The sequence below is a fragment of the Paenibacillus sp. FSL H7-0442 genome, assembly GCF_038593105.1.
Lineage (GTDB): Bacteria > Bacillota > Bacilli > Paenibacillales > Paenibacillaceae > Paenibacillus > Paenibacillus polymyxa_D.
The window spans coordinates 3,208,752-3,233,116 of the sequence record NZ_CP151963.1 but is presented as its reverse complement, the minus strand read 5'-3'; the positions used below and the strand labels follow the sequence as shown (position 1 = coordinate 3,233,116).

Sequence of the window (24,365 nt, the reverse complement as noted above, 5' to 3'; positions counted from 1 at the left end):
ACCAATGATTAAAGATCAGGACACCGGGTTGTGGGACAACCCGGTGTTTTATGCATACTCCAAAAAGTAAGCAATACTGAGTAAATAGCCACATTCAATAATAAGAAAGCGATTTAATTTGTCTAATCACCCACCAATTGATAACCTGCCTGAATACGGCTCGTTATCCTCTTTGCCGCCTTGGAATGCGAATGGTAAACTTCACTAAGCCATATAACAACGTCGTGCAACTAATGGAGGGACATTGACATGGAAGTGCTCAGGCAACTGCAAGTTTTTTTTCGCGAGAGGAGACACTATCTGTTTCTTTCTATTTTATGCCTTGCGATAGCGACGGCTCTGGGACTGGTGTATCCGAACCTGCTCCAAAGGCTTATTGATAACGCTATCATCCCAGGTGACTTCGGGAAAGTTCCGGCGCTGGCTCTGACTGTGCTGGGAGTAGTCATCATCAAAGGGTTCATGCAATTTTTACATGGTTTTTTTGGTGGACGGCTAGGTAACTACCTGGCATACCGCCTCCGCAATGCTTGTTACGAAAAGCTGCAATTTCTGTCTTTTAGATATTATGACACGGCCAAAACGGGAGATCTTATGTCTCGACTGACTGGTGATTTGGAGGCAATTCGTAACTTTATCGGATTTGGTTTTGCCCAACTCCTCAATGTGCTATTGATGGTCGTATTCGGCTCTATGATGATGCTGTATATTAACTGGCAGCTCACCCTCATTACGATGATCAGCATGCCATTGCTACTCTTCGTCACATTCAAGTTTGAATCCCGGATTCATCCCACCTTTCAGGAAATGCGGATTGCCCTTAGCGCCTTGACGACAGCAGTCCAAGAAAACATAACAGGTGTGCGAACCGTCAAATCTTTTGCCCGCGAATCATATGAAGTTGAGAAATTTTCAGTACGTAATGAGCAATACAAAAGTAATCAAATTCAAGCTGCTTCCTTATGGAGTCGGTTCTTCCCTGCTATGGAACTAATTGCTTCTGTCAGTGTGGTCCTTCTGTTGGGCATGGGCGGGTATCTGGTCATTCAGAAGTCAATGACCTTGGGGCAGCTCGTCGCTTTCTTTAGCTTAATTTGGTATATTATCGGCCCCATCTGGAGCATTGGCTTTCATATCAATAACTATACGCAGTCCAAAGCATCCGGTGAAAGGGTCCTGGAACTGCTAAATCAGTCCATAGATGTAACCGATGAAGCCGGAGCACTTACACTCGATGCCGATCAGGTGGAAGGACATGTTACGTTTGAACATGTTACCTTTGCTTACGGAAATAAGCTTCCTGCTGTTGTTGACATCAATTTAGACGCACCGCCGGGATCAGTCATTGGAATTTTAGGAGGAACGGGGTCAGGGAAGTCTACCATTATTCAATTACTCATGCGTGCTTATAATGTGAATGCAGGAAGTATCAAGTTGGATGGCAAGGATATACGTCACTTGAAGATTCGCGATTTGCGTGCTCAAATTTCTTCTGTGTTTCAGGAGACGTTTTTGTTTTCGTCCTCTATACGTAATAATATTTCATATGGTTTAAGCCATGTCAGTATGGATGACATCATACGCGTTTCCAAACTGGCTCAGGCTCATGAATTCATAACTGAACTACCGCTGGGATATGACACTGTCGTTGGAGAACGTGGATTGGGACTATCCGGAGGGCAGAAACAACGGATCGCCATCGCGCGCGCACTACTCAAAAATCCGAAAATTCTGGTACTGGATGATGCTACCAGTGCGGTTGATATGGAAACAGAGCATGAAATACAGACCGGTTTTCAAGAGGTTATGCGTGGTCGAACAACATTTATAATCGCTCATCGAATCTCTTCGCTTCGCCATGCCAATGAAATTGTGGTGCTTGAGGAAGGACGAATCGTCCAGCGTGGAACACATGAACAGCTTATTGCTACTCCAGGTCCATATCAGGATGTGTATCATATTCAATACGCCGATTACATAGCTCAGGCTCCAGACGGTGTATCCGAAGGGCAGGTGAGACCATGAATATACCCGCAGAAAAAGCCAAACCGTTAAAAAAACCGACGAATGAGCGCTTTGTCTATCAAGATGATGATGTCATTGATAAACCGTTTAACTGGTCAGAATTCAAACGTTTGCTGGCATACATGAAGCCCTATGCCCGTCAGATTCTGCCGATCCTTCTGGTCATGATGATTCTTGGTACCATTACCAAACTGACGGTTCCTTATTTGATCAGTCTGGCCATTGATAAGGCAATTGCTCCCGCATGGCCTGCATTACCCAGCGTAAAGTTACTGCTGCTCATCACGGGTGCCGTGCTCTTGTTATATTTAATTCAATGGGCAGCCAGCACGTACCGCATTAAATTCACCAATATTATCGGTCAACGGGTTATTTACGATTTGCGTGAAGATTTGTTCAAGCATATTCAAAAGCTATCCTTTAACTTTTTTGATAAGAGACCGGCAGGTTCTGTATTAGTGCGCGTGACGAATGACATTAACTCGCTACAGGATCTTTTTACGAACGGTGCAGTGAATGTCCTGATTGACTGCGTACAGCTTATCGGAATTATTGTCATTTTGCTGCTTATTAACTGGAAGCTCGGTTTGGCAGTAATTGTGACCGTTCCAATCATGTTTTTGATCTCGACCAAGCTGCGCGTTCGCATCCGTCGCGCTTGGCAAGAAGTGCGTATGAAGAACTCGCGTATCAACTCTCATTTGAATGAGTCTATTCAGGGGATTCGTGTGACACAAGCGTATACGCAGGAGCAGGAAAACATGGCTTATTTCGACGACATGAACAGCTCTAGCAAAAAATCGTGGGATAAGGCTTCTGCCATGAATCAGGTTTTTGGCCCACTTATTGATATTACCGGAGGATTTGGTACGCTTGTGCTATTCTGGTTTGGAGCGCATTTAATTCAGACAGATCAGCTTACAGTGGGGCTGCTGGTTGCGTTTGCCAACTATGTTGGGAACTTTTGGGAGCCGATTAATCGGCTGGGCCAAATGTATAATCAGTTACTGGTTGCGATGGCTTCGTCAGAACGAATTTTTGAGTTTATGGATGAACAGCCGAATATTGCAAACAAACCGGGAGCAAAAGCCTTGCCACCCATTCGGGGTGACATCCAATTTGAAAAGGTCATTTTTGAATATGAGAAGGGACGTCAGGCGCTTAAAGGTATTAGTCTTTCCGTCGAAGCGGGTCAATCTATAGCGCTTGTGGGTCACACCGGCTCAGGTAAAAGTACAATTATTAATCTGCTCAGCCGTTTTTATGACATTACGTCAGGGAAGCTTACGATTGACGGTCAAGATGTGCGTGATGTCACGGTGGAGAGCTTGCGAAGCCAGATTAGCATCGTGCTTCAGGATACATTTATTTTTTCGGGGACGATACGCGATAATATCCGATTTGGCCGTTTGGATGCAACGGATGAGGAAATTGAAGCGGCTGCGAAGGCGGTCAATGCTCATGAATTCATTGTTCACTTGCCAGCTGGCTATGAAACAGAAGTAGAGGAGCGGGGGGGAATGCTGTCCATGGGCCAGCGACAGCTCTTATCCTTTGCTCGTGCCTTGCTGGCTAATCCGCGAATTCTTATTCTGGATGAGGCCACAGCCAGTATTGATACAGAAACGGAGTTGAAAATTCAGGAGGCTCTTCAGGTTTTACTGGAAGGCAGAACTTCTTTTATGGTCGCTCACCGTTTGTCTACCATTCGAAATGCTGATCATATCGTTGTACTGGATCATGGGGAAATCCAAGAAAGTGGTAATCATGAACAATTGATGAAAAAACATGGAATATATCGGGGGCTGGTGGAAGCACAGTTCAGATTTTTGTAAAAAAAAGATCAAAAAATCGCGTTTTTTGTAAATTTAAATGCCGAGCACTATTGCATTCTTGGAGCTAAACCCTGAAAATAAAGATGAAAAGAGATCAGAGCAATTTTCGTCAGAGGGGGAAGAGTTCAAGATGTGGGGTGCTCCTTTTTCTGCCAAGGCTAAGAAGATGCTGCTGCTGGGTAGCGGCGAATTGGGAAAAGAAGTCATTATTGAAGCTCAGCGGCTTGGCGTGGAATGTATTGCTGTTGATCGCTATGAACTGGCTCCAGCAATGCAGGTAGCCCATCGCTCTCACTGTCTGGATATGCAGGATGCTGAGGCGTTGAAGGCACTAATTCGTGAGGAAAAGCCCGACATAATTGTACCTGAAATCGAAGCTATTGCTACGGGTGCTTTGGAAGAATTAGAGCAAGAAGGATTTCACGTAGTACCAACGGCCCGTGCCGCCCGTCTTACGATGGACCGGGAAGGTATCCGCAGGCTGGCTGCCGAGAAATTACAGCTTCCGACTGCTGCCTATCGTTTTGCAGATAACTTTGAGCAGTTGCGGTCGGCGGTTCATGAGCTGGGCACGCCATGCGTGGTCAAGCCCTTGATGAGTTCGTCGGGTAAAGGGCAGTCTGTATGCCGGGCAATCGAAGATGCAGAATCCTGCTGGAATACGGCGCTGGAAGGCGCGCGTGCCAAAACTACACGTGTCATTGTTGAAGCTTTTGTCCCGTTTGAGAGCGAAATCACCTTATTGACCGTCAGATCGGTTTCGGGTACGACTTTTTGCCCACCGATTGGCCATATTCAGAAAGATGGGGATTATGTCGAATCCTGGCAGCCTCATGGCATGACGGACAAGCAACTTTCGGAGGCGGAAGACATTGCCCGTACGATTACGGATGAACTGGGTGGTTACGGATTGTTTGGCGTAGAGCTATTTTTAACGGCTGATGGCGTCATATTCAGTGAAGTATCCCCTCGTCCGCATGATACAGGAATGGTGACCATGATCACGCAGGATTTGTCGGAATTTGCACTTCACGTGCGAGCCATCCTCGGATTCCCGGTGCCATCTGTTACGTTGCTTACACCAGGAGCCTCAGCTACTTTGAAGGCAGAAGTGGCTACGCGGGATTTTGTAATAAGCGGTCTGCATGATGCATTATTGCTACCCCGGACACAGGTGCGAGTGTTCGGGAAGCCAGAAACCAAGCCGGGTCGCCGGATGGCTGTAGCGCTTAGCGCTGCAGAAGATGTGGAAACAGCACGGAAGACGGCCAAAGAAGCTGCTAATATGCTGAAAGTGGAGGTAAATCATGTCTAACAATGTGATGATTCCAGTACTGACAATTCGTTCCGTAGAGCTTGGCGATTGCGAAGCCGTAACAGGACTACTAAGAGAAGTCGGATACCCGATGACTTGTGGTGTAATGAAAGAAGTTATGGGAACAACGCGGGAGGACAGTCAAGCGAATATGATGGTTGCAGAAATGGATGGTCGTGTTGTCGGAGTTATCGGCATGCATACGGCTCAAAGCTTGGCTTATCCTGATCCTGCCGTACAAATCACCATGCTAGTCGTGAGCGGGGAGTATCGCGGCGAGGGCATTGGCAAGCGCCTGGTGGCTTGTGGTGAGGAGTGGGGACGTGCGCAAGGATGCTATCATTTATTCATTACTGGAGCGAATAACCGCATCAAACAAGTAGAGGCCCGGGCTTTCTACAACCGAATCGGCTTTGAAAAGCAAGGCTACCGTTTCAGCAAAAAGCTTAGATAATCAGCCTACAACAAGACAATCTAATACTTAAAGCCTCACTACTTTTAACTTAGTTCCGCATGGTTCATTCCGAGCGGGGCTATTTTTTTTCCAACTTTTATACCATTGATCCTGCTATAAAACATGATATACTGCTAGAGTAAAGATTACAAAGTTGTAACCAGACGCGTTCACACCAAGGCATTTATACAACAAGGAGATGACGAAATGAAGAATATGTTGAAAAAAACACTTGTGATGGGAAGTCTAAGCGCCATTTTATCCGCAGGATTCATCGTTCCGGCATCAGCTTCACCAGCTGACGATTTGACTGCCCAACTACAACAGTGGTTTCAAAATAACGGATATACCGTCAATATGTCCAACGGGACGACTACGATAACAAAGACCGTAATTAAGGATGCTTCTGAAAAGGACAAGGCTAAAAACAAAACAGCAAATCCTTCATCCGGCAAGCAAACAACAACCAAACAAGGTAGCCAAAAGGCTTCGCAGTCTAGTAACAAGCAACAGGCCCAAAAACAAAACACAAACTCAGGCGCGGGTCAGTCTGCAGGATCTGATGCACAACTCAGCAAGTCCCAATTTGCAGCTGAGGTTGTAAAGCTTGTAAACAACGAGCGCAGCCAAAAAGGTCTGAAGCCCCTTACATCTAATGCGAAGCTTACAGAAGTAGCCTTAGCCAAGGCGAAGGACATGAGCACGAACAATTACTTTTCCCATACATCTCCGACCTACGGTTCACCCTTTGATATGATGAAAAAGTTCGGTGTAACTTATACGTATGCGGGTGAGAATATTGCTATGGGACAACAAACACCACAAGAAGTAATGAAAGCTTGGATGAACAGTCAGGGACATCGTGAGAATATTTTGAAGGCAGAATATACGCAAATCGGTGTGGCTTACTACAATGGATATTGGGTACAAGAGTTCACACGTAACTAAGATGATAGTAAATACGTTCGAAACGTCATGCCGCTGTTATGAAAAAATAGTGGCATGACGTTAATCTGGAGACCCGCTGACACGTTCAGCGGGTCTTTTGGTGTCTCTTATTCCTCCACAGGCATAACCCTTGCTTTATACCAGAAAAGACATAAGGGACGTATTTATAGTATGATAGCAGCAAGTTGAATGGATAGCAGACTATTTATGGAAAGCTAGGTGAGCAAATGAGCTACGAAATTGTGCATGAAGGTGCCTTTGCTATGCTCAAGGTGCAGTTGAACCCCGGGGAAATGATTAAAGCGGAAATGGGAGCAATGGTTTCCATGTCTTCCAGTGTAGATATAAAGGGGACAGTAGACGGTGGACTGTTACGTGGTTTAGGCAGAATGCTAAGCGGAGAAAAATTCTTTTTTCAAGAACTGAGGGCAGCCCGTGGGCCAGCTGAAGTGTTGTTAGCCCCTGCCAGTATAGGTGATGTACAAGCGGTAGAATTGGATGGCGCGTATAGGTTGATGGTCCAAAAGGACGGTTTTCTAGCTTGTACAGAAGGCATTGAGGTTAGCACCAAAATGCAAAACCTGATGAAAGGTTTATTCTCCGGTGAAGGTTTTTTTATCGTAGAAATCAGTGGTCGAGGTACGGTATTCCTATCCTCTTATGGAGCCATTCATCCCATTTATATCGCGCCAGGAGAGGAGCGTATTATTGATAATGCTCATCTGGTGGCATGGCCGGATTATATGGATTATAAAATTGAAAAAGCATCGAAAGGCTGGTTGTCCAGCGTAACGAGTGGAGAAGCGCTTGTATGCCGTTTTCGCGGTGAAGGAACGGTACTGATACAAAGTCGAAATCCGGGAAGTTTTGGACAATGGATCAAAAGTTTCATACCTGATAGCAAATAGTTTGATTCGTTTGATTAGAGAAGAGAGGATAAACTGTTCGCACAAGAAAGTATAATATAAGGGTGGCCATTTGCCATCCTTTTTTTGCATGTTCATGGGAAATTATATGTGACTCTAAGCATTTATTGCGCTTTTATTCCGAACGGTTTATTTGCAAAATGATATAAGAAGCTTTATGTTTATTTCACTAAGCTATCAGGAGGGAACACGAGTGAATTCATCAAAATGGATTTGGCGGTCTGTCGGTTCCGTTTCCATTGCCGCCACATTGCTATTATTGTACGGATTTATTACAGCAGTACAAAGTATCACGGCTCCAGAGCCAATGGTTAGCACTCAACCTGTACATTCCGGTACATCGCAGACACAAACTGCGCCATCCGCTACTAATCAGACGGGAGAGTTTCGGGTAGCTGCCATTGGAGATTCGCTAGCCAAAGGCACGGGGGATGACTCCGGAAGTGGTTTTGTGCGTCGGTCGGTGAGCTTGTTAAATAATCAGGAAGGCCATAAGGCTCAGCTCATAAATAATCTGGGGATTAATGGACTGACGACTCAAGGACTATTGACCAAGCTGGATGAGCCTGGTGTTTCTTATGTGTTGAAAAAGGCTAACGTTATTATGGTCTCGATTGGCGGAAATGATTTATTTCAGGGGGCTCAGGCTGCCCAAACCGGCAAAGAGCCGCCTACACTCAGTGGTTTGCGTAAAGCTGTGCCTGATGCCGCCAAACGTCTGCAAAAAGTGCTGACAAAGGTAGGGAAAATCAATCCGAATGCTAAAATTATCTATGTCGGATTATATAATCCATTCAGTGATCTGCAGGAAATGAAAATTCCCGGTAATCTTGTGGTAACAGAATGGAATCTGGCTGCCATGGCAATTACCAACCAAAACAGCAATATGACTCTGGTTCCAACTTTCGATTTATTCCAGCAAAATTTGCCCGTCTATTTATCATCCGATCATTTTCATCCAAACGGACAGGGCTATCAGGCAATCGCTGAACGTATCGCGCAAGGGTTTGCAGTTGCAAACACGAAGGATGCCGATAAAGTGGATAATGAACAACAGTCTACAAGCATCCAACCTGCTGAAGTGAAAAAGGGAGGGAACAACTAATGAGCATCCAATCTGCTGACAAGAACGGGACTGGAATAACCGAAAATTCGACCTCAAGGGATGCAGTGTCCAGTTTCCATTCCGCCAATCAGGTTGGCAGCACAGGCAGAGACAGAAGCAATAACGAAACAGTTCTCTCTGTTCAGCACGTTAAGAAACGTATCAAACGCAAAATGATCATTCATGATGTAACATTCGACGTTCGTGCGGGTGAAATTTTCGGATTTCTCGGCCCTAATGGGGCTGGGAAAACGACGACTATTCGTATGCTGGTCGATTTAATTAAGCCTACGGAAGGGACGATTACTGTCTGTGGACATAATGTAAATCGTGACCCTGAGCAGGCTTTACGGCATATTGGTTCTATTGTGGAAAATCCAGAGGTGTACAGCTATCTGACAGGATGGGAGAATTTAGAGCATTTTGCCCGTATGCAGCCTGGTGTAGACGAACAGCGTATCCGCGAAGTCGTTGAGCTGGTTCGGCTCGATCGCCGTATCCATGATAAAGTAAGTACGTATTCTCTCGGAATGCGCCAGCGTCTTGGTATAGCCCAAGCCTTGCTCGGTAGACCGAAATTGCTGATTTTGGATGAACCGACCAACGGGTTAGACCCCAAGGGGATCAAGGAAATGAGAGCTTTTATCCGTTTGCTAGCGGCAGAAGGCATGGCTGTATTTGTTTCCAGTCATTTGCTTAGCGAAATCCAGCTGCTATGTGATCGGGTGGCAATTATAAGTAGGGGAAAGGTGCTAGCTGTAGGTGGTGTACGAGAACTGGTTGAGACGCACTCACATATGGCCGTATGGCAACTGGAGCCTCGTGATCAGGGTCTTGCCATATTGCAAAATTCTCCGCATGTGCAAATGATTACGAACGCCGATGAATTAATTGATGACAGTATTGTTGCAGGTAGCGGAGCCGATGCAATTTTTACAGAAATGGATGAAGAGCATATTGCGGAGCTGGTGACACAAATGACGGCTTCCGGTATTTCCGTTAAAGGTGTAACCAAAATCAACCCTACACTGGAGCAGCTATTCCTGAAAATGACGGAAGGTGAGATACTTGAATAACATTTTACCGCTCGTACAAAATGAAACACTCAAAATTATCAAGAAGAAACGATTTTATGTCATTTTACTAGTTTTACTTGTGCTTGTGCCGATTTTTACGTACGCTCAGATGAAAGTGGCAGAAAACAATCGCGAAAAATTCGGCAATGATTGGCGGCTTGAACTGCGTCAGGCGATTACCGATAATCAAAACTCGCTGGGAAGTGACCGGGTTCCCGAGGAATGGAAGACCTACCGTCGGGTCTTTGTGCAGCAGATGCAATATTATTTGGAAAATGATGTGAATCCGAATGAGCCGAGTGGTGTCACTTTTACCAGAGAGTTTATGGATAATTCCATAAATCTGTTCGTTCCGTTGTTGATTATGGCTATTGCCTCCGACTTGGTTTCAGGAGAACGGACGACAGGCACGATAAAAATGTTGCTGACCCGCCCAGTCAGGCGGTGGAAAATACTGCTGAGTAAGCTGCTGACATTGTACATGTTCGTTTCGCTCATCATTTTGGCTGTATTTGTAATTAGCTATGTGATATCAGGCTTGTTTTTTGGTTTTCGCGGTTTTAATGTTCCGGTATTTACCGGATTTCAAATTGTTGGATCGACGGTGGATTTGTCTGCTGTACATGCGATTCCACAATGGCATTATCTGATGCTGCAAGCCGGATTAATCTGGTTTGTCAGTCTTGTGGTAGCTTCGTTAGCCTTTATGGTATCTGTCCTGGTACGAAGTACGGCGGCAAGTATCGTGGTCATGATGGCTGCACTCATTTCGGGCACTATTTTGACAAACATGGCTTCGTCTTGGCAGAGTGCTAAATATTTATTTATGGTTAACCTCCAATTAACCGATTATTTATCTGGAAGCCCCGCCCCGATTGAGGGAATGACTTTACCCTTTTCTTTAGCTGTACTGGGCATTTGGGGGGCTGCGGCATTGATTGTTTCATTCGCCGTCTTTACGAAACGGGATATATTGAATTAAAATGGACAAGGTAAAAGAAAACATCTGTTTGCATTTTTGGTGAAAATCATCAAGAATAAGGCAAAACACGGTTACGATTAGACAAAGGGGGAGCATGAATGGTCGACAAAATCGACTTGTCTGCGGGAGTGTCCGGCACACAAAGCGGAGCTTCAGAATATGGCGCGGACGACATTCAAGTGCTCGAAGGGCTTGTGGCAGTTCGCAAACGGCCGGGCATGTACATCGGGAGCACCAGTTCTTCGGGGCTGCATCATTTGGTATGGGAAATTGTAGACAACGCGGTGGATGAACATCTCGCCAAGTTTTGCTCTCGCATTGATATTACAATGCATAAGGACGGTTCCATTACGGTATCAGACAACGGGCGCGGTATTCCTACGGGAATGCACAAAACGGGAATTCCTACGCCTCAGGTTGTATTCACCATTTTGCACGCCGGAGGTAAGTTTGGCGGTTCGGGATATAAAAAGTCCGGGGGTCTGCACGGTGTAGGTGCGTCTGTAACGAACGCTCTTTCGGAATGGCTTGAAGTAGAAATTTACCGAGACGGTAAGATTCACCGTCAGCGGTTTGAATATTGGCAGGACAAGAAGGGCGTGGAGCATGTCGGGGAACCGACCACAGGCCTTGAAGTGCTGGGCAATACTAACAAGACGGGCTCGAAAATTACATTTAAACCGGATATTCGTGTATTTCAGGCAGGCATTCATTTTAACTACGATACGTTGGCTGAACGCCTTCAGGAGATTGCTTTTCTAAATTCGGGCCTTCGTATTCAACTTAAAGACGAACGCAGCGGAAAGTCAGATGAGTATTTTTATGAGGGTGGCGCAAGTCAGTTTGTTGCTTTTCTGAATGAGGGCAAGGATGTGCTGCATGACGTTATTCACTTTAATGCCGAGAAAGAAGACATTGAAGTAGAGATTGCCATCCAGTACAATGCGGGTTATACAGAGACGATTGCTTCGTTCGTTAACTCCATTCCGACACGTGGCGGAGGTACGCATGAAACGGGATTCAAAACCGCTTACACTCGTGTCATGAACGACTATGCGCGCAAAACGGTGATGTTGAAAGAAAAGGATAAAAACTTGGAGGGCAACGATCTACGTGAGGGCATGATGGCTGTAATCAGTGTCAAGATGGCTGAGGTTGAATTTGTCGGTCAGACAAAGGATCAACTGGGTAGCGCTTCGGCACGGAGTACAGTGGATGCCATCGTATCTGAGCAGATGCAGCGTTTTTTGGAAGAAAATCCGCAGATAGCACAAACTTTGATCAAGAAGGCAGTTCAAGCATCCAGAGCGCGTGAAGCTGCACGTAAAGCTCGGGATGAGATGCGTTCCGGTAAAAAGCGCAGTGAAAGTTCCAATTTGAATGGTAAACTGTCGCCTGCGCAGTCCAAGGATTTTACACGTAATGAGTTGTTTATTGTGGAAGGCGATTCGGCTGGAGGATCAGCCAAGCAGGGACGGGATTCCAAAATTCAGGCCATCTTACCGCTAAAGGGTAAGCCGATGAATCCGGAGAAATCCAAACTGGCGGATATTATGAAGAATGATGAGTACCGTGCTATTACAGCAGCTATTGGTGCGGGGGTAGGAACAGAGTTTTCGCTGGAAGACAGCAATTATTCCAAAATCATCATTATGACCGATGCAGATACAGATGGTGCGCACATTCAAGTGCTGTTGTTGACGTTCTTTTATCGGTACATGAAAGAGCTTATTGATGCAGGACGCATATTTATTGCTCAACCGCCATTGTATAAAATAACTCGAAAGTCGGGTAAGCTCGAAACGGTGCGTTATGCTTGGACTGACGAGCAGCTTGATAATTATTTAAAAGAATTTGGACGGAATTTTGAGCTTCAGCGCTATAAAGGACTTGGGGAAATGAACCCTGATCAGTTATGGGAAACAACGATGAATCCCGATTCACGCACCTTGTTACGCGTTCAGATAGAGGATGCAGCCAAGGCTGAACGTAGGGTGTCCACTTTGATGGGTGATAAGGTGGATCCGCGCAAACGCTGGATCGTTGAAAACGTAGATTTCACGGAATACGTAGAGTAGTGCTATCAAAAGAGGTGTATACATGAGCTTATCGGAGCAGTTTTTGCCAGCTTTTCTGGAGGAAGTGGTCGGTGACCGCTTTGGCCGATATTCCAAATATATTATTCAGGATCGGGCGATACCCGATGTACGGGACGGATTAAAACCCGTACAACGTCGGATTCTTTATGCAATGTACGACTCGGGCAATACGCCGGATAAAGCATATCGTAAATCGGCCAAAACCGTTGGGGACGTAATGGGTAATTACCACCCCCACGGTGATTCGTCGATTTACGACGGCATGGTACGGATGGCACAGCCCTGGAAAATGAGTCACGTGCTGGTGGACGGTCACGGTAACTGGGGGTCCCAGGATGATGATCCGGCAGCAGCTATGCGTTACACGGAGGCTCGCTTGTCTCCGATCGCAATGGAAATGCTACGCGATATTGAAAAGCGTACGGTTTTGTTCAAGGACAATTTTGATAACTCGGCCAAAGAGCCTGTTGTGTTGCCGTCTCGTTATCCAAATTTATTGGTGAACGGTTCCAGTGGAATCTCGGCGGGATTTGCGACAGAGATCCCTACGCATAGTTTACGCGAAGTTATTGATGCCAGCATTGCTGTGATGGAAAAGCCGGAGATTGAGTTGGAAGAGATTATGACCTTTATTAAAGGTCCTGATTTCCCGACTGGTGGACTCATTATGGGTGGCGAAGGCATCAAGGACGCTTACCGTACGGGAAAAGGACGCATTTATATTCGTTCCAAAACGGAAATTCAGTCCTTGCGCGGAGGTAAGCAGCAGCTGGTCATTACCGAAATCCCATACCAGATCGTCAAATCAAGGCTCGTAACCGCCATGGAAAATATCCGTTTGGAGAAAAAAGTGGAAGGAATTGCCGAGGTTCGTGACGAGAGTGGACGAAATGGTTTGCGCATCGTTGTGGAGCTGAAGAAGGAAGCCGATGCAGAAGGAATTTTAGCTTATTTGCTAAAAAAAACCGACCTACAGGTGGCATATAACTTCAACATGGTAGCCATTGTGAACAAGGCGCCACATCAGCTTGGACTGAAGTCCATTTTGGAAGCGTATATCGCCCATCAACGCGAAGTTGTCACTCACCGTATCCAGTATGAACTGGAAAAGGCAGAGGATCGTGCCCATGTGCTAGAAGGTTTGGTCAAAGCACTGAACATTCTGGATGAGGTCATCGCAGCCATTAAAGCTTCCAAAAATCGCCAGGACGCGCAAAATAATTTGCAATGGATGTTTGGTTTTAGCGAACGTCAGGCTGATTCTATTTTGACTTTGCAGTTGTACCGTCTCACCAATCTGGAAATCACCACGCTTGAAAAAGAACTGGGTGACATCCAGAAAAAAATCGCGCAATATCGTTCTATTCTGGAAAGTGACCGTAAGCTGATCAGCCTGATTCGCAAGGAACTGTTGGAAATTCGCGAAAAGTACGGCATTGACCGTCGTTCAGATATCCAGGGCGAGGTAGAAGAGATTAAGGTAAACCTGGAAGTCATGGTAGGAGCAGAGGATGTGTTGCTGACACTCTCGAAAGATGGCTATGTGAAACGTACAAGTATGTTGTCATTCACTCGTTCAGGCGGGGAACGTTCAAGTTCCGGTGTTAAAGAAGGGGATTACGTTACCCAATTACTTGATGTGAATACGCTGGATGTATTGCTCGTCTTCACTCAGCGCGGACAATACTTTTTATTGCCTGTACATCAGGTGCCAGAGTATAAGTGGAAAGAGCCGGGCACTCCAATTGTCAACGTCATTCCGTTATCGAAGGAAGATCGTATCGTAAGTGTTATTCCGCTCAAAAACATTGAGGAAATCGGCAAAAGCCTGGTATTTGTAACCAAGAAGGGCCAAGTAAAGCGTACAGAATTGAAAGAATATGCTACAAAACGTTCTAGTGCCGTAGCCGCCTGCAAAGTAGCAGGGGACGATGAGGTATTATCGGTAACGTTAAGCGAGGGTACCCGGGATATTATGCTGATTACCCGCGCGGGTATGAGTATACGCTTCAAGGAGCAAGAGGTTAATGCGATGGGCCGCGTCTCGGCTGGTGTCAAAGGTATACAGCTAGCGGAGGGCGATGAAATTATCGCGGCGTTATGGGTAGAAGAGGATGAAGGAGAAGTGTTGGTGCTGACCGAGTCCGGTTATGGTAAGCGTACGCTTCTGTTGGACTATCCTACACAGGGAAGAGGCGGCAAAGGTATCACCACCTTTGAGTTCAAGGAAGGCAAACGAGTACGTTCGAATGGAACTCGAATCGTGGCTGCCTTCTATTGCCGTGAAGCTGTTCAATTATTTGCAATCACAGCAGAAGGACAAACGATGTCCTTCCTTTCGGAAAAGGCTCCTTTGACCGACCGAAAAGATACAGGCAAGCTGCTGGCTCCAGTGGAGAAGAAGGACGAAATTGTGAATGTGCTGCTGCGTAGTGAGCCGCAAGCTTCTCAGTCTATAGAATAATAGGAAAAGTCAAGCGCTTATTAGCTCGAAAAAGAGAGGTCCTCTCGTGCCATTCCGGCACGAATGAGGACCTTTTTGCCGTCATGGTGTCGAACTCTGACCAGCCTTCAAAACCCAGGTGAGACTTCCTTCCCCTTTTCATTTCATGCTTCAAAAACGGCAGGAAACCGGGGCTAAATGGCGAAAATTTAATGTGATGAAATACAATCCGGACGGTGGCCCATACGGTAACTTTGATGCTTTTACTGACCCTGTTATTTAAAGGAGTGAGGCAAAATGCAAACGACCGAATTTGCGAAAATCTGGTCCAGAATGGCTAAGGATTATAAGGTTCATATGGAGCAGCAGCTGGCTCCATCACTAACGGAAGCTCAACTTACGGTGCTGGAGGTTTTGAACGAATACGGCCGTATGAAACCGTCTCAACTAATCCCATATCTCGCCACCACACCAGCCGCGGTTACGATGCTGCTGGATCGGATGGAGCGGAATCGACTGGTCACCCGTTTCAGAGATGTAAAGGACCGTAGAATTGTATGGATTGTTATCTCGGATCAAGGGAGAGAAGAAGTAGAGCGTGGATTGCGAATCCGGGATGATTTTCTGGGTTCTGCACTAAACCGAATTTCTCAGCACAATCAAAATTTGCTGGTTTATTTGTTGGGGAAAATTACAACGAAGGCGAAGACTTCAGTATCGGCAAGTGAGAATGAGGGAGTAAAGGAACCAATAGAGCGAGCAGAATAACTAGAATGGTGGCTACATGAAAAGTAGCTGTACGCAGCAGGTTATCATTTTAAGGTAAGTAGGAGTGCGCGGATGTAAATACCTATCGTGGTATTCATACCCGCGCCTTTTTTGTGTTGAAGTATAGGTGGTATTTGGGTGAATGTTGACATTTACATAAGAGATGATAAAATAATAGTTATAAATAAATAACATTTCGCATGCAAATAGTTGCTAGTTTATGTATATGGATTGTGAATTGGGGAATAGAAAGAAGGATGGTTTCAGTGAGTGACAGAGAGGAAGACAGACTTGAGGTGTACCGGATTATTCAATCGGTAAGGGAGATTAACAAAACGATATTTTATGCCTTCTGGAATGAGGAGCAGCATTTGGATCTGACGGCCATTCAGCATATGGCTTTGGCAATTCTGAATAAACGCCCCGACATCGGGTTATCCGAGTTGGCAGACATAGCGCATGTGGGAAGCAGCTCTATGAGTGGGGTGGTTGACCGCTTGACCAAGGCAGGATATATTGCTCGCGGACGGCATGAGCATGACCGTAGATCCTTAGTGCTGACGCTTACGCCGGAAGGGAAAGATATCATGCAAAAAGTAGACGACATGTGGATGGAGCGCGTCTTGCCCATTCTGGACATTCCGAAGGAGCATCTAGAGATGGTCCTGGATATCCATAAACAAATGATTATGAAATTAACACCGAAGGGAATGAATCAACTTGAGCAGTCCTCAAATGACACTACCAGGTAATGTACGCAGAGCACCCATTGTGGCCGCTCTGTTGATTGGCGCGATAGTAGCGATATTAAATCAGACGTTGATCAGTGTGGCTTTACCGAAAATGATGAGTGATCTGAATATAGATGCCAATATAGCTCAGTGGCTTAGCACGGGCTTTATGCTCGTGAATGGGGTATTAATCCCGGTGACCGCGTTCTTGATTGCCCGTTTCTCCACTCGTAAATTGTTTATTAGTGCGATGACTATTTTTTCAATCGGCACGCTGTTATGTGCTATAGCACCGAGCTTCAGCATATTGCTGATCGGTCGGCTTATTCAGGCCGCGGGGGCAGGTATCATGATGCCCTTAATGATGGTCGTTATCTTGAACATCTACCCAATAGAGCGTCGTGGCCGGGCGATGGGAACCCTGGGGATTGCTATGGGTTTTGCTCCAGCCATTGGGCCAACCTTATCCGGTTATATAGTACAGCATTATGACTGGCGGGTATTGTTCTGGATCATCCTGCCGATTTCAGTAATTTCGATTGTGATCGGATTTATTTTTCTAAAAAATGTAACGGAGCAGTCCAAGCCAAAGCTGGACATTCCCGGCATCATTTTGTCTACGCTCGGTTTCGGTGGACTGTTATACGGCTTTAGTGATGCAGGAACATCAGGTTGGGGAAGTATTCCGGTCCTGTCTACGCTTATCGTTGGGACAATTGCGCTTATTTTGTTTATTGTTCGCCAATTGAAGGCAGATGAGCCTATGCTGGAGTTCCGTATCTTTAAATACGATGTGTACAGCTTGACGACAATCATTAATGTGATTGTGACGATGGCTTTGTACGCCGGTATGATATTGCTTCCAATTTATTTGCAAAATATTCGGGGTTTTACACCGCTCCAGTCCGGAATGCTAATGTTACCGGGAGCGATTCTGATGGGGCTCATGTCTCCTGTAACGGGGGCTATTTTTGACCGAATCGGAGCGCGTTGGTTGTCTGTAATTGGTTTGCTGATCATGGCTATAACAACTTGGGAATTTACACGGTTGACCGAAACAACCACCTATATGACACTGTTAATTAATTATACGGTGCGGATGTTCGGGATGTCTTTGCTGATGATGCCGATCCAAACGGCCGGGTTGAATCAGCTTCCGCAACGATTGAATGCACATGGTACGGCGATGAGTAACACGCTGCGTATGATTTCCGGCTCAATTGGGACGGCAATTCTGGTGACGGTGATGTCCACACAAAGCAGCAACCGTTTGACGTCGATTGTTACATCTGAGGGACTAACCGTGACGGATAAAGTGGGGATGCTGGCTGCAGGCAATCAAGCTACAATTTATGGGATTAACTCGGCTTTTATCATTGCAACAGTGTTGAGTGTGGCCGCTCTGATTTTAGCGTTTTTTATCAAAAATACGAATGCAAAAAACGCCCATCCCCGTCAACAGCTGGTAAACAGCAAGAAGGGGCAGTCCGTGGCTTCCTCGTCATAAAAGGATAAGATGACGCATTAATTTAATTTTCTACAAAAAAGAACCTGTAACGCATGTGAACAAACATGCATTGCAGGTTCTTTGTGCAAATGGGGATTGAGGATGTAGATATCCAGATGGAGCAGGGCTTTTCGGTTCAAATTTCAGTCGTAATCATGTTCTCGTAAAGCGACCTGGGCCATTCATTCCATGGAAATTGGACAGGAGGTAACGAGTGAAATCTCATATCGTCCTTGCTAACCGGATGCGGTGCTCCAGCGAGTAAGGACCAAAGCGCCAGCTGTTGACCGGGCCGACTCAGATGACCCCCATATTTTTGGTCACCGTAGAGGGGACAGCCGATCGCCTGCATTTGCACACGAATTTGGTGTGAGCGTCCGGTGTGCAACTTAATCTGCACGAGACTGAGTCCATCTGCTTGTCCGATTACGCGATACTCCAAAATGGCTTCCTTCGCACCAGCCGTGCCAGGCCGAACCGTTTGAACCGTGTTGGTTCGACTATCCTTTAGCAGGTAATGGGTCAGACGGCCTTGCGGGGCCGTAGGAACGCCATTCAGAACGGCTGTATACAGTTTGTGAAAATGACGACTTCGAACCGACTCTGACAGGCGAGAAGCAGCTTTGGACGTCTTAGCAAAAATCATGGCTCCACCTACAGGCCGATCCAGTCTGTGAACTAAACCCAAAAAAACGTTACCAGGCTTATTGTGTCTAATTTTTAAATCTTCCTTGAGTAAAGACAACAGATCAGGATCACCACTGGCATCCTCTTGCGTTGGAACATTGACAGGCTTTACAACCGCCAAAACATGATTGTCCTCATATAGGACAGGGATGTTCGACTGTGCATGTTCATGCCAAGTAAGTTCATTTTGAGTCATAAGAGGAATTTAAGCCTCCCAGCGTCCGAGAATACCACAAGGCAAATTCAATCCCGAGCGTGTGATCGGCAATCCGATTTCACCAGCGCTAATTTGGCCGCCGTACTTTTGTTGCATTGTCATGCTCAGCATGTTGCGCAATACAGTAGGCGAAATACCTGTAGTATAGGAGTTAATGAGCATGAACAGCGGTTGATCTGAAATGATGCTCATGCAGGATTCGAGAAACGGGTATAAGCTTTCTTCAAGCTTCCAAGTTTCTCCGTTCGGTCCGCGCCCGTAAGAAGGAGGGTCCATAATAATGGCATCATAACGGTTGCCCCGACGTTGTTCTCGTTGCACGAACTTGAATACGTCGTCCGTAATGAAACGTACCGGACGGTCAGCCAGACCGGACAATTGAACGTTTTCCTTTGCCCACTGTACCATGCCTTTGGCGGCATCCACGTGAACCACACTGGCTCCAGCATACGCAGCAGCAGTAGTGGCTCCTCCCGTGTATGCAAACAGGTTCAGTACAGAAATGGGTCTGCCTGCACCTTTGATTTTATCCATCATCCAGCTCCAGTTTGCTGCTTGCTCTGGGAAAAGACCAGTATGCTTAAAGCTGGTCGGTTTAATGTGGAATTTAAGCGGTCCATAGCTAATGGTCCAGCGCTCAGGGATAGGTTTTTTCATATCCCAGTTGCCGCCACCGGAGGAACTGCGGTGATAATGCCCATGAACATTACGCCATTCAGCTGTTTCCTGGGCCAAAGGCCATATGATTTGCGGATCGGGACGACGCAGGACAATATCACCCCAACGTTCTAGTTTTTCACCACCGCCTGTATCCATTACTTCATAGTCTTTCCATTCTTGTGCTACATACATGTACAATCCATCCTTCAGCAGTCAATTCAGGATTCAGGCAGCAAGCTGCACAGAAATCCCCATATGGAGTCTATTGTACAACAAACCACAGCAACAATCGAATGATTACATAAATAAGTAAGTAGTCACTTGGTCTAAAATATTTTTTCTCGGATGTACTTGTAATTATAGCGCTTCCATATTAAAATGAAGCCAATCCCACTTGTACGTACAACCATCCGTTTTTTATTATAATAATGAAAATGGAATGAATTGTACGTACATAATATTTTTTTTATCAACACAGCTGAAATTCTACTTCATTAAATAGGCCTCTAATTAATTTGCTTATCCATAGGTTTTCAGCCAGCAGCCGCATGTCATGCGGCTGTTTTGCGTATATTTCCCCAAGATTAAACCTAGTTTTTGAAATTAACATTTGACAATGAGAATCATTATCAAATATTATTTGAGTAACAGGGAGTGAAAGCATCCCATATTTCAAATAAAGGTGAGGGATGAACTTGGGTAAAATCATGATTACTTATGCCAGTTTGACCGGTAATACAGAGGAAATTGCGGAATTGATCGCCGAGGGCGTCCGTCAGGCAGGACATGAGGCTGAGTTGAAGGCTTCGTATGATTGCAGCGCGCAAGAACTGCTCGCATATGACGGGTTCCTGCTGGGTGTATATACATGGGGAGATGGTGAGCTTCCTGATGAATTTTTGGATTTTTACGAGGAACTAGACGAACTTGATCTGTCTGGTAAAAAGACGGCAGTATTTGGTAGTGGAGATACATCCTATACGCAATTCTGTGGTGCAGTGGACTTGGTAGAGGAAAAAGTCAAAGAACGCGGCGCATCGGTCATTCAAGAGAGTCTGAAGATTGAATTCAATCCATTGGATGATGATAAGGAGAATTGCCGAGCTTACGGAAGACAATTTGCACAGGCTGGTATTGAAGTGTCCTGAGAAGAGAGTGAGGGATAGGTATGCGCAATAGCGATAGCTTAAGCGGCTTTCCTCTTCTGCACGACTATCAGCTGGAGGAGATGTGGAGAACTCCACAGCCAATCCGTCAATCACAGAGGAAAAGAGGGCGTGAGGGCTGGAATTGGCGGCAACGGGTTCAATATGCAGTAGGGCATGCGCTCAACGAATACTTTGGAATGGAAGTAAAGGTACGGCGGGAAGTCCCTGTCCAGTATGTGCTGGAGAAATGGTGGCCCAAGCAGTCAGACAGCTTTGAATCTTTGTTCCATTATTGGGATGTCAAAAATAAAGTGTCAGGTGAGTTGTCAAAAATTTGTGGCTTAAATAATGACTTGATGGTGCCTGTGATGCTGTATGAACAATTTTGTACGTCTGTGCCTGAGTTAGAGATCAATATTTCGCTTATTGTTCAGGCTGCTTGGCAACTATCAGCAGAAACAGATTCCCTGCTCATTCAAAAGTACATCGTTGACTATAATCCTAACGTTATTAGTACATTCCAACATATGACAAATGTATTTTGTTATTACGCATTTGGGGCCCTTCCTCAGCTTATTGAGGTATACTGTCTGCTGGAAGGCAAGAAGGTCCGCTTCATTCCGGGGCCTGCTTCTTTACAGCAATCTCTGGATTATGTGAGGCTATTGAGGGATTCCAAAGATGATGTACATGGGACGTCAGAACGCTGTCGTTGCGGGGGTTGCATGGAAAAGCAAGCTTCTCAAGGGAATAGAATGAATAAGAACACGAAGGAAGGACAGGAGGCGAAAAACTGCAAACAACGGTCAGCTGTACCTACGCCTTTCTCTTAACATTATTGTGTAACCCTTTAATTGTAAACTATCCCTTTTTGTGAAAGAGCCTTGGAAACAAGGTTCTTTTTTATGAAAAAAAATTATGAAAAAACTGAAAATTTATGTTGCCTGAATAGATAAATATATCTATAATATTTCAATGTACAATAGTTATATGAAAATATTTAAATATAAAAGACGGTTTGTGGACCATGGATCAGATTGTCCTATGTACATAAAATAAGTCCTGTCTTTTGCATGGCACGTTGCCATGTGTTTATTTACGTTCTCCATTTGGTTTAATGGCCTAATATTTCAATTTTAAAATATTAGCGTTGAATAATAAAAATTTTTTGGACAACAGGGGTGGAAGAAGTGAGTAAGAAAACTGTATTGCCAATCCTCATTGTACTGCTCGTTCTGAGCGGTGGAGCTATTGGCTACTATTATTGGTATCAAGCAACACACTTTGTTAAAAGTGACGATGCGCGCATTCAAGCCGATCAATATAAGGTAATGCCGCAAATCTCCGGAGAAATAAGCCACATTGATGTGGAAGAAGGAGATGTTGTTCAGCGTAATGAACCGATTGCCGAGCAGGATGTATCGGGGCTGGATGCGAGCATGATCAGCAAGTCCGTACTGCGCGCGCCGATCAATGGAACTGTCATTAAGATTTATTCGAAAGAGCATGAAATCGGATCGCCGGGTAGTGCTGTTGCAACTATGGTGGATATGAACAGCTTGTATGTATCCACGAATATTGAAGAAAATGACATTAACCGCATTAAACCAGGACAGCTTGTTGACATTACGCTTGATGCAGCAGGGGACCAGGTGATTCAGGGTAAAGTTCGTAAAGTAGGCGAAGCCTCCAACGCCGTGTTCTCACTCGTTCCTGCAGTCAACACAAGTGGTAATTTTAACAAGGTGACTCAGCGTGTGCCTGTAGAGATTGCTGTGAACAAGCCGAAGGATCTGAAGCTTATTCCTGGAACGAACGTGGAAGTAAAAATTCATACACCTTAAAAAGGAGGGGTCCATGTGGCTGCCAATGATATTGCTGCTGCTCCTTCGACAGATTCTTCCAAAGAACGCTGGCTTGCCTTTTTCGCTATCGTTTTAGGCGCCTTTGTCGCCATTCTGAACAACAGTCTGATCAATGTCGCCATTCCTAGATTGACGACGGATTTAGGATCTACGACGACACGTATTCAGTGGGTTATTACAGGTTACACGCTTGCATCTGGTGTAATCGTACCGATTACCGGATATATGGAGCAGCGCCTCGGATACAAAAAGTTTTTGATTCTAGCGCTCAGCGTATTTTCGCTGGGAACGGGAATATGTATTTTTGCATGGAGTGATTCTTCCCTGATCGCAGCACGGGTGCTGGCTGGTCTGGGCGGTGGTGTTATTATGCCGCTGAGTATGACGATTATTTACAAAATTATGCCGCGTGAACAAATCGGTATGTCCCTTGGTATATGGGGGATCGCCGCAATGGCAGCGCCGGCTGTAGGGCCTACGCTTAGCGGATATTTGATTGAGTGGTTTAACTGGCGGTTCTTGTTTATTGTCAGTGTGCCGGTTGCTTTATTTGCAATTTTAATGGTTATTCTTCTAATCAAAGAGCCGCCTAAAGTAGAGCCGAAGCCGTTTGATCTACCGGGCTTTTTGCTGGCCGCAACTTGTGCCGGAACACTCTTGTACGCATTGACCAACGGCCAGCGTGATGGCTGGACTTCTTTTGGAATTGTATCCCTGCTGTTTATTGCTTTCTGGGCACTTGTTTTTCTGATCTATGTAGAAAGCGGCAAGGATAATGCTGTAATTGAAATCTCATTATTCAAGAATTCAAAGTATACGATTAGTGTTATTGCCTCTAGTCTGGTCATGATGGGGATGTACGGAGGAACGTTCCTAACACCGTTGTTTTTGCAAAATATCCAGCGTGTGTCACCGATTGATACTGGTATTATCCTCATTCCACAGGCCATTGCCATGGCGGCTATGATGCCTATTGCCGGGAAGCTGTTCGATAAGTTCGGAATTGTGCCTTTGGGGCTTGTGGGCCTGACGCTAACCAGCTTTATGACCTATCATCTTCACCAGCTTACGCCAGATACTTCGCATGCCTGGTTGGAAACCGTAATGGCATTACGGGGTCTGGGAATTGGTATTTGCATGATGCCATTATCCACGGTCGGTATGAATGCCGTTCATCCGAGCAAGGTAGCCAATGCATCTACAGCATCCAATCTGGTACGTACTGTAGCTGCATCTATGGCGATTGCAGTGCTAACCGCCATTATGCAAAGCCGTTCGGCTGCTCATGCCCAGCAAATTTCGGAGTCCATTACACCAGACTCGGCTCATACGCTACAAGCGACATTGGGCAGCTCATGGATGTCATCCATAAGTAGTTTAATCACACTAGATGCCACATCAAGAGGGATTGGGGATACGTTCCTCATTTCATCCATACCGCTGTTTTGCACGATTCCACTAATCTTTTTGTTTATTCAGAGGAAGAAAGCAAAGACACAGCCGGAAGCTTAATCAAGGAACTATAAAATACGACTGGATGACTTACATTATTTCCACGGACAGAAAGAAAGGGA

At 45.6% G+C, this 24,365-nt stretch carries 20 protein-coding genes; 18 read left to right on the top strand and 2 right to left on the bottom strand.

The features are described from left to right. Nucleotides 1-249: 249 nt before the first annotated feature. The 14 genes from MHH57_RS14035 (at nucleotide 250) to MHH57_RS13970 (ending at nucleotide 18,214) form a co-directional block, all read left to right on the top strand. The gene (locus tag MHH57_RS14035; RefSeq protein ID WP_029518158.1) at nucleotides 250-2,025 is read left to right on the top strand and encodes an ABC transporter ATP-binding protein; all 1,776 of its coding nucleotides are present in this window, start codon (nucleotides 250-252) and stop codon (nucleotides 2,023-2,025) included. Then, nucleotides 2,022-3,860 (top strand): ABC transporter ATP-binding protein, encoded by a 1,839-nt coding sequence (locus tag MHH57_RS14030; protein WP_069010653.1) that lies wholly within the window; start codon nucleotides 2,022-2,024, stop codon nucleotides 3,858-3,860. Before MHH57_RS14035 ends, MHH57_RS14030 begins: the two co-directional genes overlap by 4 nt. 130 nt (nucleotides 3,861-3,990) lie before the next feature. Continuing rightward, complete coding sequence (gene purT, locus MHH57_RS14025) at nucleotides 3,991-5,175, top strand: formate-dependent phosphoribosylglycinamide formyltransferase (RefSeq protein WP_069010651.1); 1,185 nt, start codon at nucleotides 3,991-3,993, stop codon at nucleotides 5,173-5,175. After that, nucleotides 5,168-5,629 carry a GNAT family N-acetyltransferase gene (locus tag MHH57_RS14020; RefSeq protein WP_013310623.1) on the top strand — a complete coding sequence of 154 codons (462 nt, stop codon included), beginning with the start codon at nucleotides 5,168-5,170 and terminating at the stop codon, nucleotides 5,627-5,629. Before purT ends, MHH57_RS14020 begins: the two co-directional genes overlap by 8 nt. A gap of 207 nt (nucleotides 5,630-5,836) precedes the next feature. Beyond that, the gene (locus MHH57_RS14015) at nucleotides 5,837-6,577 is read left to right on the top strand and encodes a CAP domain-containing protein (RefSeq protein ID WP_029518155.1); all 741 of its coding nucleotides are present in this window, start codon (nucleotides 5,837-5,839) and stop codon (nucleotides 6,575-6,577) included. A gap of 227 nt (nucleotides 6,578-6,804) precedes the next feature. Next, nucleotides 6,805-7,485, top strand: a complete 681-nt coding sequence (locus MHH57_RS14010) for a TIGR00266 family protein (protein WP_342434229.1) — start codon at nucleotides 6,805-6,807, stop codon at nucleotides 7,483-7,485. Between the two features lie 175 nt (nucleotides 7,486-7,660). Then, on the top strand, nucleotides 7,661-8,608 hold the full coding sequence (locus tag MHH57_RS14005) for a GDSL-type esterase/lipase family protein (RefSeq protein WP_069010648.1): 948 nt from the start codon (nucleotides 7,661-7,663) through the stop codon (nucleotides 8,606-8,608). After that, a complete protein-coding gene (locus MHH57_RS14000) occupies nucleotides 8,608-9,684 on the top strand; it encodes an ABC transporter ATP-binding protein (protein WP_029518152.1) in 1,077 nt (358 codons plus the stop codon). The genes MHH57_RS14005 and MHH57_RS14000 overlap by 1 nt, the downstream gene beginning before the upstream one ends. Further along, nucleotides 9,677-10,666 carry an ABC transporter permease gene (locus MHH57_RS13995; RefSeq protein ID WP_029518151.1) on the top strand — a complete coding sequence of 330 codons (990 nt, stop codon included), beginning with the start codon at nucleotides 9,677-9,679 and terminating at the stop codon, nucleotides 10,664-10,666. Before MHH57_RS14000 ends, MHH57_RS13995 begins: the two co-directional genes overlap by 8 nt. Nucleotides 10,667-10,764: 98 nt before the next feature. Further along, nucleotides 10,765-12,744: a DNA topoisomerase IV subunit B gene (gene parE, locus MHH57_RS13990; RefSeq protein ID WP_013310617.1), complete on the top strand. Its 1,980-nt coding sequence runs from the start codon at nucleotides 10,765-10,767 to the stop codon at nucleotides 12,742-12,744. 22 nt (nucleotides 12,745-12,766) lie between these two features. Beyond that, entirely contained in the window at nucleotides 12,767-15,229 is a 2,463-nt protein-coding gene (gene gyrA, locus MHH57_RS13985) for a DNA gyrase subunit A (protein ID WP_254325447.1), read from the top strand. A 276-nt stretch (nucleotides 15,230-15,505) separates the two neighbouring features. Then, nucleotides 15,506-15,976, top strand: coding sequence for a MarR family transcriptional regulator (locus MHH57_RS13980; RefSeq protein ID WP_318627193.1), 471 nt, complete (start codon nucleotides 15,506-15,508; stop codon nucleotides 15,974-15,976). A 266-nt stretch (nucleotides 15,977-16,242) separates the two neighbouring features. After that, nucleotides 16,243-16,728: a MarR family transcriptional regulator gene (locus MHH57_RS13975; RefSeq protein WP_318627194.1), complete on the top strand. Its 486-nt coding sequence runs from the start codon at nucleotides 16,243-16,245 to the stop codon at nucleotides 16,726-16,728. Next, entirely contained in the window at nucleotides 16,712-18,214 is a 1,503-nt protein-coding gene (locus tag MHH57_RS13970) for a DHA2 family efflux MFS transporter permease subunit (RefSeq protein WP_069010641.1), read from the top strand. The genes MHH57_RS13975 and MHH57_RS13970 overlap by 17 nt, the downstream gene beginning before the upstream one ends. A 136-nt stretch (nucleotides 18,215-18,350) precedes the next feature. On the opposite strand, the gene MHH57_RS13965 is transcribed toward MHH57_RS13970, so the two are convergent. Together MHH57_RS13965 and MHH57_RS13960 are read right to left on the bottom strand one after the other, a co-directional pair. Continuing rightward, nucleotides 18,351-19,097: an RluA family pseudouridine synthase gene (locus MHH57_RS13965; RefSeq protein WP_069010639.1), complete on the bottom strand. Its 747-nt coding sequence runs from the start codon at nucleotides 19,095-19,097 to the stop codon at nucleotides 18,351-18,353. A gap of 9 nt (nucleotides 19,098-19,106) precedes the next feature. Further along, complete coding sequence (locus MHH57_RS13960; protein ID WP_028540694.1) at nucleotides 19,107-19,970, bottom strand: class I SAM-dependent methyltransferase; 864 nt, start codon at nucleotides 19,968-19,970, stop codon at nucleotides 19,107-19,109. 497 nt (nucleotides 19,971-20,467) lie between these two features. On the opposite strand from MHH57_RS13960, the gene MHH57_RS13955 reads away from it, so the two are divergent. The 4 genes from MHH57_RS13955 (at nucleotide 20,468) to MHH57_RS13940 (ending at nucleotide 24,303) form a co-directional block, all read left to right on the top strand. Then, nucleotides 20,468-20,926, top strand: a complete 459-nt coding sequence (locus tag MHH57_RS13955) for a flavodoxin (protein WP_039271202.1) — start codon at nucleotides 20,468-20,470, stop codon at nucleotides 20,924-20,926. Between the two features lie 20 nt (nucleotides 20,927-20,946). Continuing rightward, complete coding sequence (locus MHH57_RS13950; protein ID WP_069010637.1) at nucleotides 20,947-21,759, top strand: hypothetical protein; 813 nt, start codon at nucleotides 20,947-20,949, stop codon at nucleotides 21,757-21,759. Nucleotides 21,760-22,116: 357 nt separating this feature from the next. Next, nucleotides 22,117-22,770 (top strand): HlyD family efflux transporter periplasmic adaptor subunit, encoded by a 654-nt coding sequence (locus MHH57_RS13945; protein ID WP_069010635.1) that lies wholly within the window; start codon nucleotides 22,117-22,119, stop codon nucleotides 22,768-22,770. A 15-nt stretch (nucleotides 22,771-22,785) separates the two neighbouring features. After that, nucleotides 22,786-24,303, top strand: a complete 1,518-nt coding sequence (locus MHH57_RS13940; RefSeq protein ID WP_061831583.1) for a DHA2 family efflux MFS transporter permease subunit — start codon at nucleotides 22,786-22,788, stop codon at nucleotides 24,301-24,303. The last annotated feature ends 62 nt before the right edge of the window (nucleotides 24,304-24,365 follow it).

Bases quoted from the DNA above. Each gene is read 5' to 3' on its own strand.
- purT (WP_069010651.1), top strand. From the start codon at position 3,991: ATGTGGGGTGCTCCTTTTTCTGCCAAGGCTAAGAAGATGCTGCTGCTG.
- MHH57_RS13955 (WP_039271202.1), top strand. From the start codon at position 20,468: ATGAACTTGGGTAAAATCATGATTACTTATGCCAGTTTGACCGGTAAT.
- MHH57_RS14015 (WP_029518155.1), top strand. From the start codon at position 5,837: ATGAAGAATATGTTGAAAAAAACACTTGTGATGGGAAGTCTAAGCGCC.
- MHH57_RS14010 (WP_342434229.1), top strand. From the start codon at position 6,805: ATGAGCTACGAAATTGTGCATGAAGGTGCCTTTGCTATGCTCAAGGTG.
- MHH57_RS14000 (WP_029518152.1), top strand. From the start codon at position 8,608: ATGAGCATCCAATCTGCTGACAAGAACGGGACTGGAATAACCGAAAAT.
- MHH57_RS14005 (WP_069010648.1), top strand. From the start codon at position 7,661: ATGTTTATTTCACTAAGCTATCAGGAGGGAACACGAGTGAATTCATCA.
- MHH57_RS14020 (WP_013310623.1), top strand. From the start codon at position 5,168: ATGTCTAACAATGTGATGATTCCAGTACTGACAATTCGTTCCGTAGAG.
- parE (WP_013310617.1), top strand. From the start codon at position 10,765: ATGGTCGACAAAATCGACTTGTCTGCGGGAGTGTCCGGCACACAAAGC.
- gyrA (WP_254325447.1), top strand. From the start codon at position 12,767: ATGAGCTTATCGGAGCAGTTTTTGCCAGCTTTTCTGGAGGAAGTGGTC.
- MHH57_RS13950 (WP_069010637.1), top strand. From the start codon at position 20,947: ATGCGCAATAGCGATAGCTTAAGCGGCTTTCCTCTTCTGCACGACTAT.
- MHH57_RS13965 (WP_069010639.1), bottom strand. From the start codon at position 19,097: ATGACTCAAAATGAACTTACTTGGCATGAACATGCACAGTCGAACATC.
- MHH57_RS14030 (WP_069010653.1), top strand. From the start codon at position 2,022: ATGAATATACCCGCAGAAAAAGCCAAACCGTTAAAAAAACCGACGAAT.
- MHH57_RS13960 (WP_028540694.1), bottom strand. From the start codon at position 19,970: ATGTATGTAGCACAAGAATGGAAAGACTATGAAGTAATGGATACAGGC.
- MHH57_RS13970 (WP_069010641.1), top strand. From the start codon at position 16,712: ATGACACTACCAGGTAATGTACGCAGAGCACCCATTGTGGCCGCTCTG.
- MHH57_RS13980 (WP_318627193.1), top strand. From the start codon at position 15,506: ATGCAAACGACCGAATTTGCGAAAATCTGGTCCAGAATGGCTAAGGAT.
- MHH57_RS14035 (WP_029518158.1), top strand. From the start codon at position 250: ATGGAAGTGCTCAGGCAACTGCAAGTTTTTTTTCGCGAGAGGAGACAC.